This is a genomic window from Pseudomonas sp. 31-12, from assembly GCF_003151075.1.
In the GTDB taxonomy this organism is placed as follows: domain Bacteria; phylum Pseudomonadota; class Gammaproteobacteria; order Pseudomonadales; family Pseudomonadaceae; genus Aquipseudomonas.
Genome location: NZ_CP029482.1, coordinates 3,482,813 through 3,496,058, shown reverse-complemented (window position 1 = coordinate 3,496,058; position 13,246 = coordinate 3,482,813). Strand labels below are relative to the sequence as shown.

Below are 13,246 nucleotides of genomic sequence, written 5' to 3'. Positions count from 1 at the left end.
GCGCTCATATCTTCACTGCCTAGTCTTTACCGTGACAAACATCTTAATCCGGTCGTGAATCTCCTGAAGCGCATGTCGAAAAGGTTCATGTCGCTCACTGGTCGTCGGGTCTTCAAAACTCCACACGATGACCTCGCCGGAGGTCGGCATCCGTGCTGCCTCCTCGGAAGACCTGTCACACAGTGTGATCACGTAATGGAACTCCTGCCCCTCAAATTCACCGATTGATTTGCTGCGCAGGCCATTGGTCTCTATGCCTATGTGCTCGAGAGACTCCAAGGTTGTCGGATCAACTTCACCAGGCTCAAGGCCAGCACTAAAAGCTTCGAAGTTTGAGGAGTCAGTGTGGCGAAGCAGCGCTTCTGCCCACAGGGAACGGACATCATTCTTGGCGCAGACAAACAGCACCCGCATTTTGCCAGTCATTCCTTTCTCCTCCGCTCGAACAGTGATCTGAGAAAACGACAATCTCAGTTAAGCAGCGTTTGTGATCACCCGGCTTCAAGTCGATGGAATGTACTATTTCCAAATCTTTCAATGCCCGCGTCATCGGTGGGCATTGCGGTGGCGGTAGACAGGTCAGATTGAGCAGCGCTGATTCACTTTGCTTCCTCCAACACATTCAAGAGCTCAACGAACTGGCCTGTCAGCTTGTGATGCCTGTCGAAATGAATCAAGGGTAGGCACCGCTCATTGGATTCACGCATCTTAACCGAGTTGCCGAGATACACCGGGAGAATCGGCAACCCTTCCTTAATGAGCTCTTACACCAGATTGCGGTGGAAGCCCATCACCCAAAGCCTGTCTCGACGCTTCAAAATAATTTGAACCGCTTTTAGACGCGCTCTCCTAATGATCAGCTTGTGGATAATCCCACAGGCAATTTGCCAATAGCGGCATACTCCGAGAGGTGGGCAACGTGGCTAAAGACGAGAAGAAAAGCAAAGGTGAAGCTTCCAAAGCCAGCAAGGAATTAAAAGACAAAAAGTCATCACCGGCAAAGAAATCAGCTGCTGCCTCGGCTCTTTCGAAATCCTCCGAAAAGAAAGACAAGAAAAAAGATGCCGAACCGAAGAAATCTGTAAAAAAAGCTGATAGCAAGCCAGAAAAGGCTAAGAAATCAGAGAAGGCAGAAAAGCCGGAGAAAAAGAAAAAGTGACATCTGCTATCCGCTAGGGCTTTACGCCCTAGCTTCCGGTGGGCTTGGCTTTAACATGCCGTTGGCGATCATCGGTGCGGGCTCTTCATCGCTGTGCTCCTGGCAGAGGAATTCGCGTACAGCCATAGCGAAGGACGGCCATCGTAATGCCTGGTGGGATCTGGCGCGTGCCCCTGGACTCAGATAAATCAGCGTCCACGCCTTTTTTATCCGCTTGAATGGATCGCCAACGGTAACGTGACCACGAACTCGCTACCCTTGCCATCACCCTCACTCATACCAGTAACCTTACCGCCGTGCGCCTCAACCAACTCGCGGACGACCGTCAGTCCGATGCCCAAGCCTGATCCATTGAAGCCGACGGCATGCACGTCTTGAATATAGGGATCGAAAATAAACGGGAGTGCTTTAGCGGAAATACCGATTCCATTGTCGGAAATCTTTATCTTCAAAACGTCGGACGCTACTGTTAAAGACAGTGCGATTCCACCGTGGGGTGGGGTGTATTTAGCCGCATTCGCCAGAAGGTTGTGGATAATCTGCGCGAGGCGCCCCGGGTCACCATTTACCATCAAGATGCCATCGGGAAGATGGGCGTCGAAACGCTGCTCCTGTGCGCTCATTAAAGGGCGACACGCATCAATGGCCTCACGTAGAACTTGAATCATGTCGACATCGCGGCGATTGAGTCGCAACTTCCCAGTGCTGACACGGGAGACGTCCAGCAGATCGTCGACCAGCTGTGACATATGTTGCACTTGGCCCTCGATCAACTCCCGCATTCGAGGCAGTTCGTCACTAGGCATCCGAACCATACGTTCTGCAATCATGCTGATAGGTGTTAATGGGTTACGTAGCTCATGGGCCACTGTCGCCAGTATGCTTTTTTGCTGACTCAGTGCGCGCTCGGCTACAGCTTGAAGGTCTTGAGCGCTGAGCGCAGCTATGACCAATTGCGCATTAGCCTCACGCAGTTCCTGATACATCCGCTGTTCTTCCAAACGAGGGGCAACTACTGCGTCTGACTGCACGAGGAGTTTAGCCGGTACCAACTGCTGATCGGCCTCAATCACTTGCTCGATCTGCTGACTGTCCACCAGCGGGTTGCTAGCGTCGCTCAACTCTTTTTGCAAGGCTGCCAGCACGGCGCGCGCTTCAACGGCTGGCCAAGCAGGAAGAGCTCGTTAGCGGCATTAGCGATCTCACGCTCTTTCTTGCCATCGACATTACTCATGAGTCGGGCTCAAGCATTTTTTTCTCTTGGATGTGGTACACCTGAAATCCGCTTTGTAGGTCGGCCTCCGAGCAGACCTTCTTGGTCATGAAGCATTTCGCCAATCTGCAAGCCATTTTCATCGACGCGGTATAAGCGCAGCTCATCGGAGTGGGCACTGGCCCGCAACTTGACCACTGCCATGATCCGCAGTAAGCGGCTCTCTACTTCGATATAGCGTTGGACAATGATCGCGTCAGTGAGAAATGCCGTGCCGTAAGGGCTGAAACGCAAGTCGGTGTAGCGGTCTTCCAGCTCTGAGGTCATCAGCACACTGACCCCGGCACTGGTCAGCGCGGTGACCATACGCGACAGCGATTCACGGAAGTCTTCGCGGAAGGTCGGCGCCAGCGCCAGTTCGAAGCCCGACAACGAATCGATCACCACCCGGGTGGCTTTCAGTCGGCTGATCTCGCTGAGCAGCAACTGCACGATTTCGTCGATGGACAAGTCCGGTGCGCGACTGTCCACCAAGCCGACCTGACCGTTTTGGATCAATTGAATGAGGGCGGCATTTTGAAAATGATTGGGCCGTTGTTCGAACACCGCGATGACGCCGGTTTCGCCGTTGCGTGCGCCTTCGGCCAGGAACGTCGCCGCCAGGATGCTTTTGCCCGACCCCGACGGCCCAGCCACCAGCAAGGAATAACCCCGAGGTAGGCCTCCACCGAGCATTTCGTCGAGCTGCGGGACACCCATCTTCAGGCGTTTGATCGGGAATTCCAGAGGCACTTCCGTCAGATTTGACGCTGCAGGCGAGAAGACCTTTATCCCCGAGGGGCCGATGCGGAAGGTGTGCAGCCCCGGTAATGTTGGCTGTCCGCGCATTTTCATGATTTCTATCTTGCGCACCATCGAGTTGCGCTGAACGCTCTGGCGCAGCCAGATCAGGCCATCGGCCACGGTGAAAATCGGGTTGGTGTCGGTTTCGTTGAAGTATTCGCCAATCAGGAAGGTCGTCGCCTGCCAGGTGGTCATCAACATGCCCAGTTGCTGAACGAACTGCGGCAGGTTGTTGTTGGGGTTGTCCTGAGTCTGGCTGGCCAGCACCACCGAACGGAAAGAGTCGACGAACACCAGCGCCGGGGAGTAAGCCTCCACCTCGCTGACGATGCGCCGCAGCACTTCGTCCAGATTCCCGGCCAGGGTGTCGTCGGTCAGGTTGATATAGCGGATCGACTGGTTGATCGCTTCGCTGTCGAAAAAGTCGAATTGCTGCTGATAACGCAACATCTTCAGCGGCGGCTCGCCCAGTACGGTAAAGAACAGCGCCGGGCGCTCGGGCGTGGCCAGGGCAAACATCATCTGGTGCGCCAGGGTAGTTTTGCCGCAACCCGGCGGGCCGGCGATCAGGTTGAACGAAAACTCAGGCAGTCCTCCGCCCAGCACCTCGTCTAGCCCTGGCACACCGGTGGCCAGGCGGTTGATAGTCACTTTGGTGCTCATAGCGAATTTTCCTGCGAAGGGGTGTCGCTCAATAAAGGTTCCCACATACCACGAAGCAAACGTGCGGTGAGCGAGGGCCCGATCAGCGTGGTCAGCAGTGCGTAAAAGGTAGTCAGCAACACTTCACCGAAAAAGAGCGCATCGGCGTCGCTTTGCTCAACGATTACGGATTTGAGGGCAATCAGATCCATGCCTGCCTGCACTCTGTCACAGGTGCCGGCCAGTCGCGGATGATTGGAAACGCACAGATGGAGGCTGCGGCGATAAAGCGCGACAACCCCTTGCTGGCCGATGATGGGCCTGAGGGCTGCGTCCATATCCTGCAAGGTTGAAATAATTGCGTGGGCGGTCTTTGCAAGATCAGCAATGTCACCGACCCGGCGCGCCAGAGAAGCTACGATCTGGCGGCCCTCTTCGCTTTCCCTGGACATGGCTCACTAATTTTTGATGGGCACCTATCGATGGTACACCCTATAATCTGTGATCGAGTTTTCATTTGGGCGCAGAGCTGATGATGTTCGGAGCCTGCTAGGTGGCTGAAGAAAAGTAGTCCCAAACAGCAAGGGTTTACCTCTCTGTTTACGTCTCAAGCACCTGGATTTGTGATTTGGATACAAACCGACCAAATGCCAAGCAATATCCAGAATGTCGCAAAGATCCAAGGTGTGCGCACCGAAAACAGCAACGCCTTTCGATACCCCTTTTGCGTGGACTCTCTTTCACAAAATAAAGGCGACTCGTCATAAGCCAATCCCATTACAGGCTCGCTATGCAATAGCTCGCTCTGCTTGAAATGCCAATGGCCGATAATGTCGTATGCCGCACGAATACCGGGCCAAGCATTCAACGAACTTAGCACTCCAAGCAACGTAAGAAACGGTGGTACTACCAGCGTGAACAACTTGCCCCATTCGGGGTTGAGATTGCCCATAGAAGAGGCAAATGCGATGACCAAAAAAGACTGAGATGCCAAGAAGGCGTCAGTTCGATTAGCCAAGATGCTGGTTTCGTACTGAATCTCTCTTCGGTAAAAATCCAGGCGCTCCTTTGGCGATCCGAACATCCTGGCATTGCGCTCGTTTAGTGCGGTATCACTTATCTGGGAAGTCAAAATTCTAGGCACGGTGGGTTCATCCTTATCAAACATGTGAAGCCGGCTTACCACCCATCCCAATCCGCGAATTGAACTGGATATCTCCCACGTCAGCGTTGGTCATTCACTAACGACTGCCGAAGGGTATTTATTCCTGATTTCATCTTTGCGTTGGGCGCTCCGCCATCATCCGCGCCCCGACCTCGTGCTCAGCAACCTGCACCAGCCCATGGTCAGCCGCTGCAAGCGGAATCACCACGCTTCACCTCGACGTTGATCCGCCAGACTTCCTGGCCTTCAATGTCCTCCCTGCAGGTCACGTAATTCCAAGGCCGAAAGCCTTCGCGCTCGTCATAAGTACCCTGCTTGGTCACTCGCTGCAATGATGGCCGTATGCTCTTCACAGAAAAGGAAAAAGGTGTGGTTCATCAGTTGACCGAAGCCCGCAACGATCCTGCCGTGTCGGCAAATTTAAACCAGCCTACGTTCTTAAAGTGCGATGAGCGTGGATTGTGGATTGTGGATTAGGGAGGACGCCACGCACCGTTCCCGGTTGTTGCTGGTTGACTCGCGAGGTCGCCAACAAACAATCCTTTCGTTCTTGAAAGCTCGGCAGTCGATAGTTCTCACAGCCAAGGGCGCATGCTTGTTCGCGGAACGTGGTCACAACCGAGTACTGGAACTGGTGCCATCCTCAGTCCTGGAAGTTCACGAGGAAGAGGATGAATTGCTCGAGCAGCACGACGTGCAGGGTGAGGGTTTAGAGGAAAATTCTGAACGTCGTGAAACCCGAGAAATGATCCTTTTGTATCAAAACTTATACCGGTTGGTGAAGGTAACTTGATTGCAATTCGTATGCCGCCTCCGCCTAGGTTTTCGTGGCGAGCAGTAGCGTCGGGGCATGCGCTAGCATGCTTGATAGGATGGGCCCCAAGGCCTGCGTTTCAGTTTCAGCTTCTGTTCCAGCTTTCAATCCTGTGGGATTAAAAAGCTAAAGAAAACAGAAGAAAAAACCGGCGGCATCCTATCGGATAAAGGTGTGTGGGGGCAGCGCTGCTTTTCTCTTGCCTTCAAATATATAAACCCTGTTCCATCCTTGTATAAAGGCCCACTCTCACCATCAAGAATTTAATTCTGGAACCCGCTCCGGGTATTATACTGTGGTTCCCAACAGGGTACCGACTCCTGCTGCCACCGCCATCGAAAGCGCACTCCAAAAAGTCACACGTAAAACCCCATTTTTAATATTCGCCCCGCCGACCTTGGCCGCCAAGCCGCCAAGGATAGCAAGGAAGACCAACGACGCGACGACGATGACTGGGATGAGATGTTCTTGTGGAACTACTACGACCACGAGTAATGGTAGTGCCGCACCTACGGCAAAGCTTAGCGCAGATGCAAGAGCAGCCTGTAATGGCTTTGCACTCATCGCATCGGTGATTCCCAACTCATCTCGGGCATGCGCCCCCAAGGCGTCGTGATCCATTAGTTTAGTCGCGACTTCTTTTGCAAGCGGCACCTCAAGTCCTCGCTCAACATAAATTCCTGTCAGTTCACGATTCTCGCCCTTCGGATTTTCCTGAATCTCAATTCGCTCCGCCTCTAGGGCAGCCGCTTCCGTGTCGGCTTGGGACTGCACGGAAACGTACTCTCCGGTAGCCATCGACATAGCACCGGCGACGAGAGCAGAGACACCCGCTATAAGGATGCTGTTGTGAGTTGCGTGAGAGGCGGCTACGCCCAGAATCAGACTTGAAGTTGAAACGATTCCGTCATTGGCCCCCAATACGGCAGCGCGCAGCCAACCAATGTTGTCTATTGGGTGTTTCTCTTTATGATGCGCTGCCATTCTGGAATTCTCCGTGTGAAAAATTGCATTAGGTCAGGTCTCTGGCGTCATGAGCACCGTGAGATTCATGTTGATGTCAGGAAACGCACACAGACCGTTGCGATCATCCAGTGGGTGGTGGCAATGATCGCGCTGCCCGCAGGTCTATCCCTCACCCACCTTACCGGATCGTAAAATCCGTGCCAGCGAAACGACAAGCACCTACAGGGCTGATTCCGCGCCTTCGCTAGCAAGCCTTCCGGTGAGTAAAGGACTGTGCAAATCAGGCTCACCATTCTTTGGTGAATCGAGGCTAAGGTTCATGCAATGGAGATTCAAATTCCACGACTAGACCGTTTTCATCGCCCCCGTGGAGCTACTCAGAGGATGTAACTCTTTAGATGGGCAGGACTCGCACAATTCAATGATTATCTAAAAAACCAAAAAAGAGGTGATGATGTCTCCCTTTGATATTCAACGGATTTTGATAGATGAGTTTCCACTATCATTTTTGCTAGAGGTAGGGTTTCGGGCAACTTTTGCCTTTCTTGCCGTTTTCTTGTTTTTAAAATCAAGTGGCCGGCGCGGGATAAGACAGCTCTCACTTTTTGAGTTGGTCGTGATATTGACGTTGGGCTCCGCTGCCGGAGACGTGTCCTTCTACCATGATGTACCACTGTTGCCCGTCGCAGTCGTTTTCCTCACGCTGTTGCTGCTCTATCGCATGACCGTTTTGGTCATGACCAAAAGCAAGAAATTTGAAGCATGGATTGATGGTCTACCTGTAACCGTCATTCGCAATGGCTTATATGAACCTAAATCCTTGGAGAAGCTGAATATTTCATCGAGTGAAATATTGATGGAGCTTCGACAACGGGGCGTTGAGCACTTAGGCCAAGTAAGATTGGCGCTTATGGAAACAGATGGCGACATCAGTCTTTATTTTTACGATCAAGAAGACGTTCGCCCTGGTTTGTCAGTCTTACCTTTAGAGCATAGTGCGGAGTTTATAAAAGTGCCCGCCTCGGGACTCTATTGCTGCGTGAGTTGTGGCTTTGCACAATCTATTCATGCAGGGCAACAAGCACGCTGCTCACGGTGCGATCATGATATCTGGTCAACGGCGCTGAGCACTCGACGCTGTAGGTGATGGTTTCTGGAAACAATCCCACTAGGCATCAGTCAAATCGACAGGCGCCAGCATTTTGAGGAGGAACAGATGAAGGTATTCATAAGCTCGGTGGTAAGGGGATTTGAGCAATTCAGAGCGGCTGCAAAGGACGCTGTAGAAGCTCTGGATATGAAGCCGATCATGAGTGAGCATTTTGGAGCCCGCACCTATTCCTCCGAGCATGCCTGCCTGACAGAGGTTGATCAGTGCGACGTCTTTGTGCTCATTTTGGGCGTTAACTACGGCTACGAGCCTGAGCCCGGTATGTCGGTTACTCAGCAGGAATTTCGCCAAGCAGTCAGCAGGCGAAAACCGATCTTGGTCTTCATTCAGCAGACGGAATTTGATGAAAAGCAGGCCGTGTTCGTCAACGAAGTATCTGACTACAAGCTAGGTTTCTTTCGCGCCTCATTTTCCGGCCCGCAGGAGTTGCTAACGGCGATCATCCAAGGCCTTACCAGGATGGAAAAGTCCAAAAGCTCTGTTCCCGAAAAGGAGTTTCTAGAACGCTTAAATGGGGCTTCGAACTCGCGTGCTTACGGAAGCCATTCGTACGCACCGCGCCTCGAGTTCGCATATTTACCGCAGCCTACCGAGAATCAAGCGGTGCATGAAGCGTCTCAGCGCCGTGATGAGATTTTTCAAAGTCTTCTTAGCTTGGGCCTCGCAACACTCAAGCAAGGCTATTCAGATTGGGATGACAAATCGTTTACCGGCCTGAAGTCGGGAGATACAACCTGGCGGGTTTTCGACGACGGGCTGATTCTCATCGAGACAGATGCAAGTGTGCCTGTGCAAGGTCGTTCGGCTGGCCTCTACTTCGTGTCTCCCACTCATCTCTCTAAACTGCTCCTTTCCTGCTTCCAGGTGGCCGTATTCGGGAGCGGCTGGTATCGCATCACGCTAAAAAACCTTGAGATGGCGAAGTTAGAAGAACCACCAGCGACTATGCCCACCAGTTACTCAATGCCAATGCATCGCGAAAAGGAGGTCAGTGAATCGGGCCTTTTTATCCCTGCTACGCACCCCATAGCAGAGCAGTGGGTACAGGAAAGCGTCGCAAGAATGGCGAGGTCTTTATCCTACTGATGACCACAGAGCCGAGTCATCCACTCGAGAGGGGTAACTTTTATTTCGCTACGTTGATCCTAAATCTGCCCACTCTCGAAAGTAAAGTCCGGCCAACACATCTTCCTGACACAGATTATTAAAGCGATGGGGCCAGGAAGATGTGCTGGCCGGATGGTGTTACGAGTCACTGGGGGGAAAATTCGGTGCACAGCCATACCCAACATCTACTGCCGCTCTGTCAGATTCTGTAATAATTCGTCTCGTATGAGGCGTTCCGAAACATTGTAGGCATTTCATGCCCAAATTTTTTCAGGTCTATATGAGCAACCTCCTGGAGCCTCCCAGTAGCTTTTTTCAATCCACACCTTGTATCAGTTTGCTTTACGCTATTAGGTGTAGATCTCGTTTTTAAGCCGCCGGACGGCTCAAGTCATTAGGGCGCTATATGCGTTTGGAAAATCTTGCTTACCACAGTCCACTTGCCTTCGACTTTCAGCAGATGAAAGAAGTCGGTGAAAGAGATGCCTGACATATCGTTGGCGTCGATTCGAGCACTAGCGGCAGTACCGACAATCTCTATGCGGGTAATAGCAGCCTTTGCGTCAGGAGATGGGCGGAAATCCTTGTCGATCCCATCGAACAAGATTGGAATCGCTCCGCCGGACAACTTTCCATCGGCACCGACGCTGTACATCGTTGCATGTTCGTTGAACGCGGGCTTCATGATGCTGCTCTTAGCCTGCCTGCAGCCCTCAATGTACTTGTTCAACACCTCAGTGATAGCTTGGTATTCGTCTACGTACGTAGGTTTGTTCATTGTTTTATTACTGATAACTTGTGGGTCGCCCGGTAGGTTTTCTGCTTGAGCAATCGCGCCAAAGCTCGAAATCAGGGCGACAAAAAACAAACTCTTTATAAAAGTAATTTTCATTTTTAACTCTTAATTTAATAAGTAATTCGAGTATTAATTTATGCTCAACTGCAAAAACACAGCGGGCGATCCGAAAAACTTTGATGCTACTGTAGCTTCGCAGTGAAACCAACGATGTGTTTCAACGATGATTTCTGCAGATTCACCGTAACCTGCGGATTCTTTTTTCTTGAAACTACTCACTCAGACTGGTTTTGAGCTCTTGAGATGCCTGCTCGATCGCGGTGCGAGGTGCCGGCAGATGGCTGAATGCGTTCGAAAGCCCAAAATCGTGAATCATGCAGTTGTAGCGTACCGACTTAACAGCTACACCCGCAGCGTCGAGCTTGCGGCCGTAAGCTTCAGCTTCATCGCGTAAAACATCAAATTCGGCGGTCTGGATCAGCGTCGGCGGCAAGCCCTTCAGTTGCTCGCTCGTTGCCTGCAGTGGAGAAGCGTAAATCTGTTTGCGTGCCTCGGCGTCGGGTGCGTAATTGTCCCAGAACCACGCCATCATGTCCTTCGTCAGGAAATAGCCGTTGGCAAACTCCTTGTACGACGGCGTGTCAAATTTGGAGTCTGTAACTGGGCACAGCAACACTTGCGAGCGCAGTGCGGGTTCACCCTTCTCGTTGGCCATCAGGGCAACTACGGCGGCAATGTTCCCGCCTGCGCTGTTGCCAGCTACGGCGAGGCGAGTGCCGTCTACCTTGATATCTTCGCCATGTTCGGCGACCCATTTTGTCGCGGCATAGGCTTGCTCGGTGGCGACGCCATATGTCGCCTCTGGCGAGAGGCTGTAGTTGACGAAGACCGCCACCGCACCCGAGCCTACCACCAGGTCACGCACCAGTCGTTCGTGGGTCGGGAAGTCGCCCAACACCCAGCCGCCGCCGTGGAAATACATGAACGCGGGCAGCGTCTTCTGTTGGCTACCGACCGGACGCACGATGGTCAACTTCAGATCGCTGCCGTTGACTCGTATCGTCATCTCGCTGACATCAGTTGCCGGCAAGGCCACTTGGGGGGCAGCCTGGGCACCCGCCAGCGCGGCACGGGCATCGACCGGCGTCATGGAGTCGAGCGTCTGGCCACCTTCAAGCGATTGCAAGAGTTTCGCCGTGTTGTGCTCAACTCCCGGGTATGTGGTGGCGGAGGCAGTACCAGGCGCAAGAGCAACGACGGTAGGAGCGAGAGCAGAGGTAAGGGTTTTCATGACGTTTCCATTTTTATGTCTGAGTGCTGGGAAGCCTCAACTACCGCAGGCTCAAGGACGACAGAGGTTCAAGACGCGACGTGGGTGTGAAAGATCTTGCTGACGACCGTCCACTGGCCATCGACTTTCAACAAATGGAAAAAGTCGGTGAAGGAAATTCCTGACATGTCGTTGGCGTCGATGCGCGCGCTAGCCGCCGTACCGACAATCTCAATGCGTACGATAGCTGCCGGTGCATCTGGAGATGGGCGAAAACCCTCGTCGATCCCCTTGAACAGGATTGCAATTGCGCCGCCGGCCAGCTTACCGTCGCCATCGACGCTAAACATTGTCGCTTGCTCATTGAAAGCAGACTTCATGATGCTGCTCTTCGCTTGCTTGCAGCCCTCAATGTAATTGTTCAGCACCTCGGTGATGGCTTGGTATTCGTGTACGTAAGTAGGTTTGCTCATGGTTTTACTCCTGCTTCGTTGGATTGGGTTGAGGACTAGCGCCTTCCAGCCGCCCGCTTAGGACGTGGACTAATTCACGCTTTGGTATCAAGCCATACAGAACCGTAACGAGTGTAGGCAGCAGGAATCTCAATGATTTCTTTCAAATCATCCGCCGCAGTGCGCACCCAGAATGGATCACGCAGCATTGGCCGCCCGACAAACACCAGGTCGGCTCGGCCGTTCTGCAGGATTTCTTCGGCTTGACTACCACTCTGGATTACACCCACGGCCCCTGTAGCAATATGCAGTTCCTTACGCAGCAACTCAGCAGCCGGGACTTGGTAACCTGGATAGGTCTGAACCTTGATCATCTTGATCCCGCCGGAGCTGCAGTCGATCAGATCGACGCCCTGCTCTTTCATCCAGCGACCGTATTCAAGGAATGACTCAGGCGTATTTCCACCTTCGGCGTAATCAGAGCTGGATATCCGAACAAACAAAGGGCGATCGCCCCAATGCGTTTTGACCTCCTCCAGCACTTCGCGCAGGAAGCGATAGCGACGCTGGGCATCACCACCGTATTCGTCGTCGCGGGTATTGGCGAGTGGAGAGAGGAACTCACTCAGCAAATAACCATGTGCGGCATGGATCTCAAGCACATCAAAGCCTGCTTCACTGGCGCGTCGTGCGGCATCGCCATAGAGCTTTACCAAACCCGGAATTTCGTCAGCCAAGAGTGCACGTGGCACAGGGCTGGTATCCGTGAACGGAATCGCCGAAGGTGCGATATGAATAAGGTTGGGCAGATCGGCATTGCGCCCTGCATGACCGATTTGGGCACCAGCTTTTGCACCAAAGCTGTGAAGCAGTTCAGTCAAAGACTTTAAGCCGACAACGTGTTCATCACTCCAGATACCAAGGTCACCGGCTCCGATACGACCGGCAGCCTGAATAGCCAACGTTTCGGGAAAAATCAGCGCCGCCTGACCCAGAGCGCGCGCCCCATAATGAACACGGTGCCAGTCAGTGACGAAGCCATCATCCGCTGCCATGTGCATGCACATAGGGGACATGACGACCCGGTTTTTCAGTTTCAGGCCTTTGATTTGGTGGGGGGATAGCAACAAGCTCATCTAGCGGATTCCATAATGGTCAATATGGAATCATGCTAGCTTACACAGCACCTACGCGTAAGTACGCACAATTATGTGCTGTAGGCACACTTTTTATACCATGGTGACAGCAGTGAAAAAATGTAACCCTCAAGATGAAATTGAAGCCTTCGCTTGTCCCGTCGCGTTTACTGTCGGTGTCATTGGTGGAAAATGGAAATCGCTCATACTGTTCCACTTGATGTCAGGAACGAAGCGCTTCAACGAACTGCGGCGCCTAATCCCAGATATCACTCAGAGGATGCTGACACTCCAGTTGAGAGAGCTGGAGATTGATGGGGTTATTCATCGAGAAATCTATCGCGAGGTGCCGCCAAAGGTGGAGTATTCGCTGACGGAATTAGGTAATTCTCTCGCGCCCTTGGTGAGTGCCATGCGGGAATGGGGAGCTGTTCATGAGCGTAAGATTTTGGAACTCAGGCGCTCTGCGGTACCGGTAAGTTCGGTCGCCTCCTGTTCCACCATTTGATCAC

At 52.7% G+C, this 13,246-nt stretch carries 14 protein-coding genes and 2 pseudogenes; 5 read left to right on the top strand and 11 right to left on the bottom strand.

The window, feature by feature from the left end; genetic code table 11:
* Positions 1 to 12: 12 nt before the first annotated feature.
* Together DJ564_RS16415 and DJ564_RS32435 are read right to left on the bottom strand one after the other, a co-directional pair.
* Positions 13 to 426, bottom strand: coding sequence for an arsenate reductase ArsC (locus tag DJ564_RS16415; protein WP_109631402.1), 414 nt, complete (start codon positions 424 to 426; stop codon positions 13 to 15).
* A gap of 173 nt (positions 427 to 599) precedes the next feature.
* Positions 600 to 764 (bottom strand): annotated as a pseudogene (locus DJ564_RS32435) (ParA family protein); the annotation flags it as partial.
* A 146-nt stretch (positions 765 to 910) separates the two neighbouring features.
* Between DJ564_RS32435 and DJ564_RS16410 the strand changes: the two are divergent.
* Complete coding sequence (locus DJ564_RS16410) at positions 911 to 1,159, top strand: hypothetical protein (protein WP_109631399.1); 249 nt, start codon at positions 911 to 913, stop codon at positions 1,157 to 1,159.
* A gap of 206 nt (positions 1,160 to 1,365) precedes the next feature.
* Here DJ564_RS16410 and DJ564_RS16405 read toward each other — a convergent pair whose 3' ends face one another.
* From DJ564_RS16405 to DJ564_RS16390, 4 genes are all read right to left on the bottom strand, one after another.
* Entirely contained in the window at positions 1,366 to 2,304 is a 939-nt protein-coding gene (locus DJ564_RS16405) for a sensor histidine kinase KdpD (protein ID WP_256597422.1), read from the bottom strand.
* A gap of 98 nt (positions 2,305 to 2,402) precedes the next feature.
* Complete coding sequence (locus DJ564_RS16400) at positions 2,403 to 3,878, bottom strand: ATPase domain-containing protein (protein ID WP_109631396.1); 1,476 nt, start codon at positions 3,876 to 3,878, stop codon at positions 2,403 to 2,405.
* Complete coding sequence (locus tag DJ564_RS16395) at positions 3,875 to 4,309, bottom strand: hypothetical protein (RefSeq protein ID WP_256597421.1); 435 nt, start codon at positions 4,307 to 4,309, stop codon at positions 3,875 to 3,877. Before DJ564_RS16395 ends, DJ564_RS16400 begins: the two co-directional genes overlap by 4 nt.
* A 155-nt stretch (positions 4,310 to 4,464) precedes the next feature.
* The gene (locus tag DJ564_RS16390) at positions 4,465 to 5,001 is read right to left on the bottom strand and encodes a hypothetical protein (protein WP_109636060.1); all 537 of its coding nucleotides are present in this window, start codon (positions 4,999 to 5,001) and stop codon (positions 4,465 to 4,467) included.
* Between the two features lie 339 nt (positions 5,002 to 5,340).
* Between DJ564_RS16390 and DJ564_RS32430 the strand changes: the two are divergent.
* A pseudogene (locus DJ564_RS32430) lies at positions 5,341 to 5,665 on the top strand (hypothetical protein); the annotation flags it as partial.
* 459 nt (positions 5,666 to 6,124) lie between these two features.
* Here the strand turns inward: DJ564_RS32430 and DJ564_RS16375 are convergent.
* Positions 6,125 to 6,820, bottom strand: a complete 696-nt coding sequence (locus DJ564_RS16375) for a VIT family protein (RefSeq protein ID WP_109631392.1) — start codon at positions 6,818 to 6,820, stop codon at positions 6,125 to 6,127.
* Between the two features lie 436 nt (positions 6,821 to 7,256).
* On the opposite strand from DJ564_RS16375, the gene DJ564_RS16370 reads away from it, so the two are divergent.
* Together DJ564_RS16370 and DJ564_RS16365 are read left to right on the top strand one after the other, a co-directional pair.
* Positions 7,257 to 7,949, top strand: coding sequence for a DUF421 domain-containing protein (locus DJ564_RS16370; RefSeq protein ID WP_109631389.1), 693 nt, complete (start codon positions 7,257 to 7,259; stop codon positions 7,947 to 7,949).
* A 69-nt stretch (positions 7,950 to 8,018) separates the two neighbouring features.
* Positions 8,019 to 9,059 (top strand): DUF4062 domain-containing protein, encoded by a 1,041-nt coding sequence (locus DJ564_RS16365; protein WP_109631387.1) that lies wholly within the window; start codon positions 8,019 to 8,021, stop codon positions 9,057 to 9,059.
* A gap of 415 nt (positions 9,060 to 9,474) precedes the next feature.
* On the opposite strand, the gene DJ564_RS16360 is transcribed toward DJ564_RS16365, so the two are convergent.
* The 4 genes from DJ564_RS16360 to namA form a co-directional block, all read right to left on the bottom strand.
* Positions 9,475 to 9,858: a nuclear transport factor 2 family protein gene (locus DJ564_RS16360; RefSeq protein WP_109636058.1), complete on the bottom strand. Its 384-nt coding sequence runs from the start codon at positions 9,856 to 9,858 to the stop codon at positions 9,475 to 9,477.
* A gap of 289 nt (positions 9,859 to 10,147) precedes the next feature.
* On the bottom strand, positions 10,148 to 11,167 hold the full coding sequence (locus DJ564_RS16355; protein WP_109631383.1) for an alpha/beta hydrolase: 1,020 nt from the start codon (positions 11,165 to 11,167) through the stop codon (positions 10,148 to 10,150).
* Positions 11,168 to 11,235: 68 nt separating this feature from the next.
* Positions 11,236 to 11,619: a nuclear transport factor 2 family protein gene (locus tag DJ564_RS16350; RefSeq protein ID WP_109631381.1), complete on the bottom strand. Its 384-nt coding sequence runs from the start codon at positions 11,617 to 11,619 to the stop codon at positions 11,236 to 11,238.
* Positions 11,620 to 11,693: 74 nt separating this feature from the next.
* The gene (gene namA / locus DJ564_RS16345; protein ID WP_109631379.1) at positions 11,694 to 12,734 is read right to left on the bottom strand and encodes an NADPH dehydrogenase NamA; all 1,041 of its coding nucleotides are present in this window, start codon (positions 12,732 to 12,734) and stop codon (positions 11,694 to 11,696) included.
* 112 nt (positions 12,735 to 12,846) lie between these two features.
* On the opposite strand from namA, the gene DJ564_RS16340 reads away from it, so the two are divergent.
* Positions 12,847 to 13,242, top strand: coding sequence for a helix-turn-helix domain-containing protein (locus DJ564_RS16340; RefSeq protein ID WP_109631377.1), 396 nt, complete (start codon positions 12,847 to 12,849; stop codon positions 13,240 to 13,242).
* The last annotated feature ends 4 nt before the right edge of the window (positions 13,243 to 13,246 follow it).

What these genes read in the sequence shown, in the direction of transcription:
- DJ564_RS16415 (WP_109631402.1), bottom strand. Translation starts at nt 426, where the DNA reads ATGACTGGCAAAATGCGGGTGCTGTTTGTCTGCGCCAAGAATGATGTC.
- DJ564_RS16400 (WP_109631396.1), bottom strand. Translation starts at nt 3,878, where the DNA reads ATGAGCACCAAAGTGACTATCAACCGCCTGGCCACCGGTGTGCCAGGG.
- DJ564_RS16395 (WP_256597421.1), bottom strand. Translation starts at nt 4,309, where the DNA reads ATGTCCAGGGAAAGCGAAGAGGGCCGCCAGATCGTAGCTTCTCTGGCG.
- DJ564_RS16375 (WP_109631392.1), bottom strand. Translation starts at nt 6,820, where the DNA reads ATGGCAGCGCATCATAAAGAGAAACACCCAATAGACAACATTGGTTGG.
- DJ564_RS16370 (WP_109631389.1), top strand. Translation starts at nt 7,257, where the DNA reads ATGTCTCCCTTTGATATTCAACGGATTTTGATAGATGAGTTTCCACTA.
- DJ564_RS16365 (WP_109631387.1), top strand. Translation starts at nt 8,019, where the DNA reads ATGAAGGTATTCATAAGCTCGGTGGTAAGGGGATTTGAGCAATTCAGA.
- DJ564_RS16360 (WP_109636058.1), bottom strand. Translation starts at nt 9,858, where the DNA reads ATGAACAAACCTACGTACGTAGACGAATACCAAGCTATCACTGAGGTG.
- DJ564_RS16355 (WP_109631383.1), bottom strand. Translation starts at nt 11,167, where the DNA reads ATGAAAACCCTTACCTCTGCTCTCGCTCCTACCGTCGTTGCTCTTGCG.
- DJ564_RS16350 (WP_109631381.1), bottom strand. Translation starts at nt 11,619, where the DNA reads ATGAGCAAACCTACTTACGTACACGAATACCAAGCCATCACCGAGGTG.
- namA (WP_109631379.1), bottom strand. Translation starts at nt 12,734, where the DNA reads ATGAGCTTGTTGCTATCCCCCCACCAAATCAAAGGCCTGAAACTGAAA.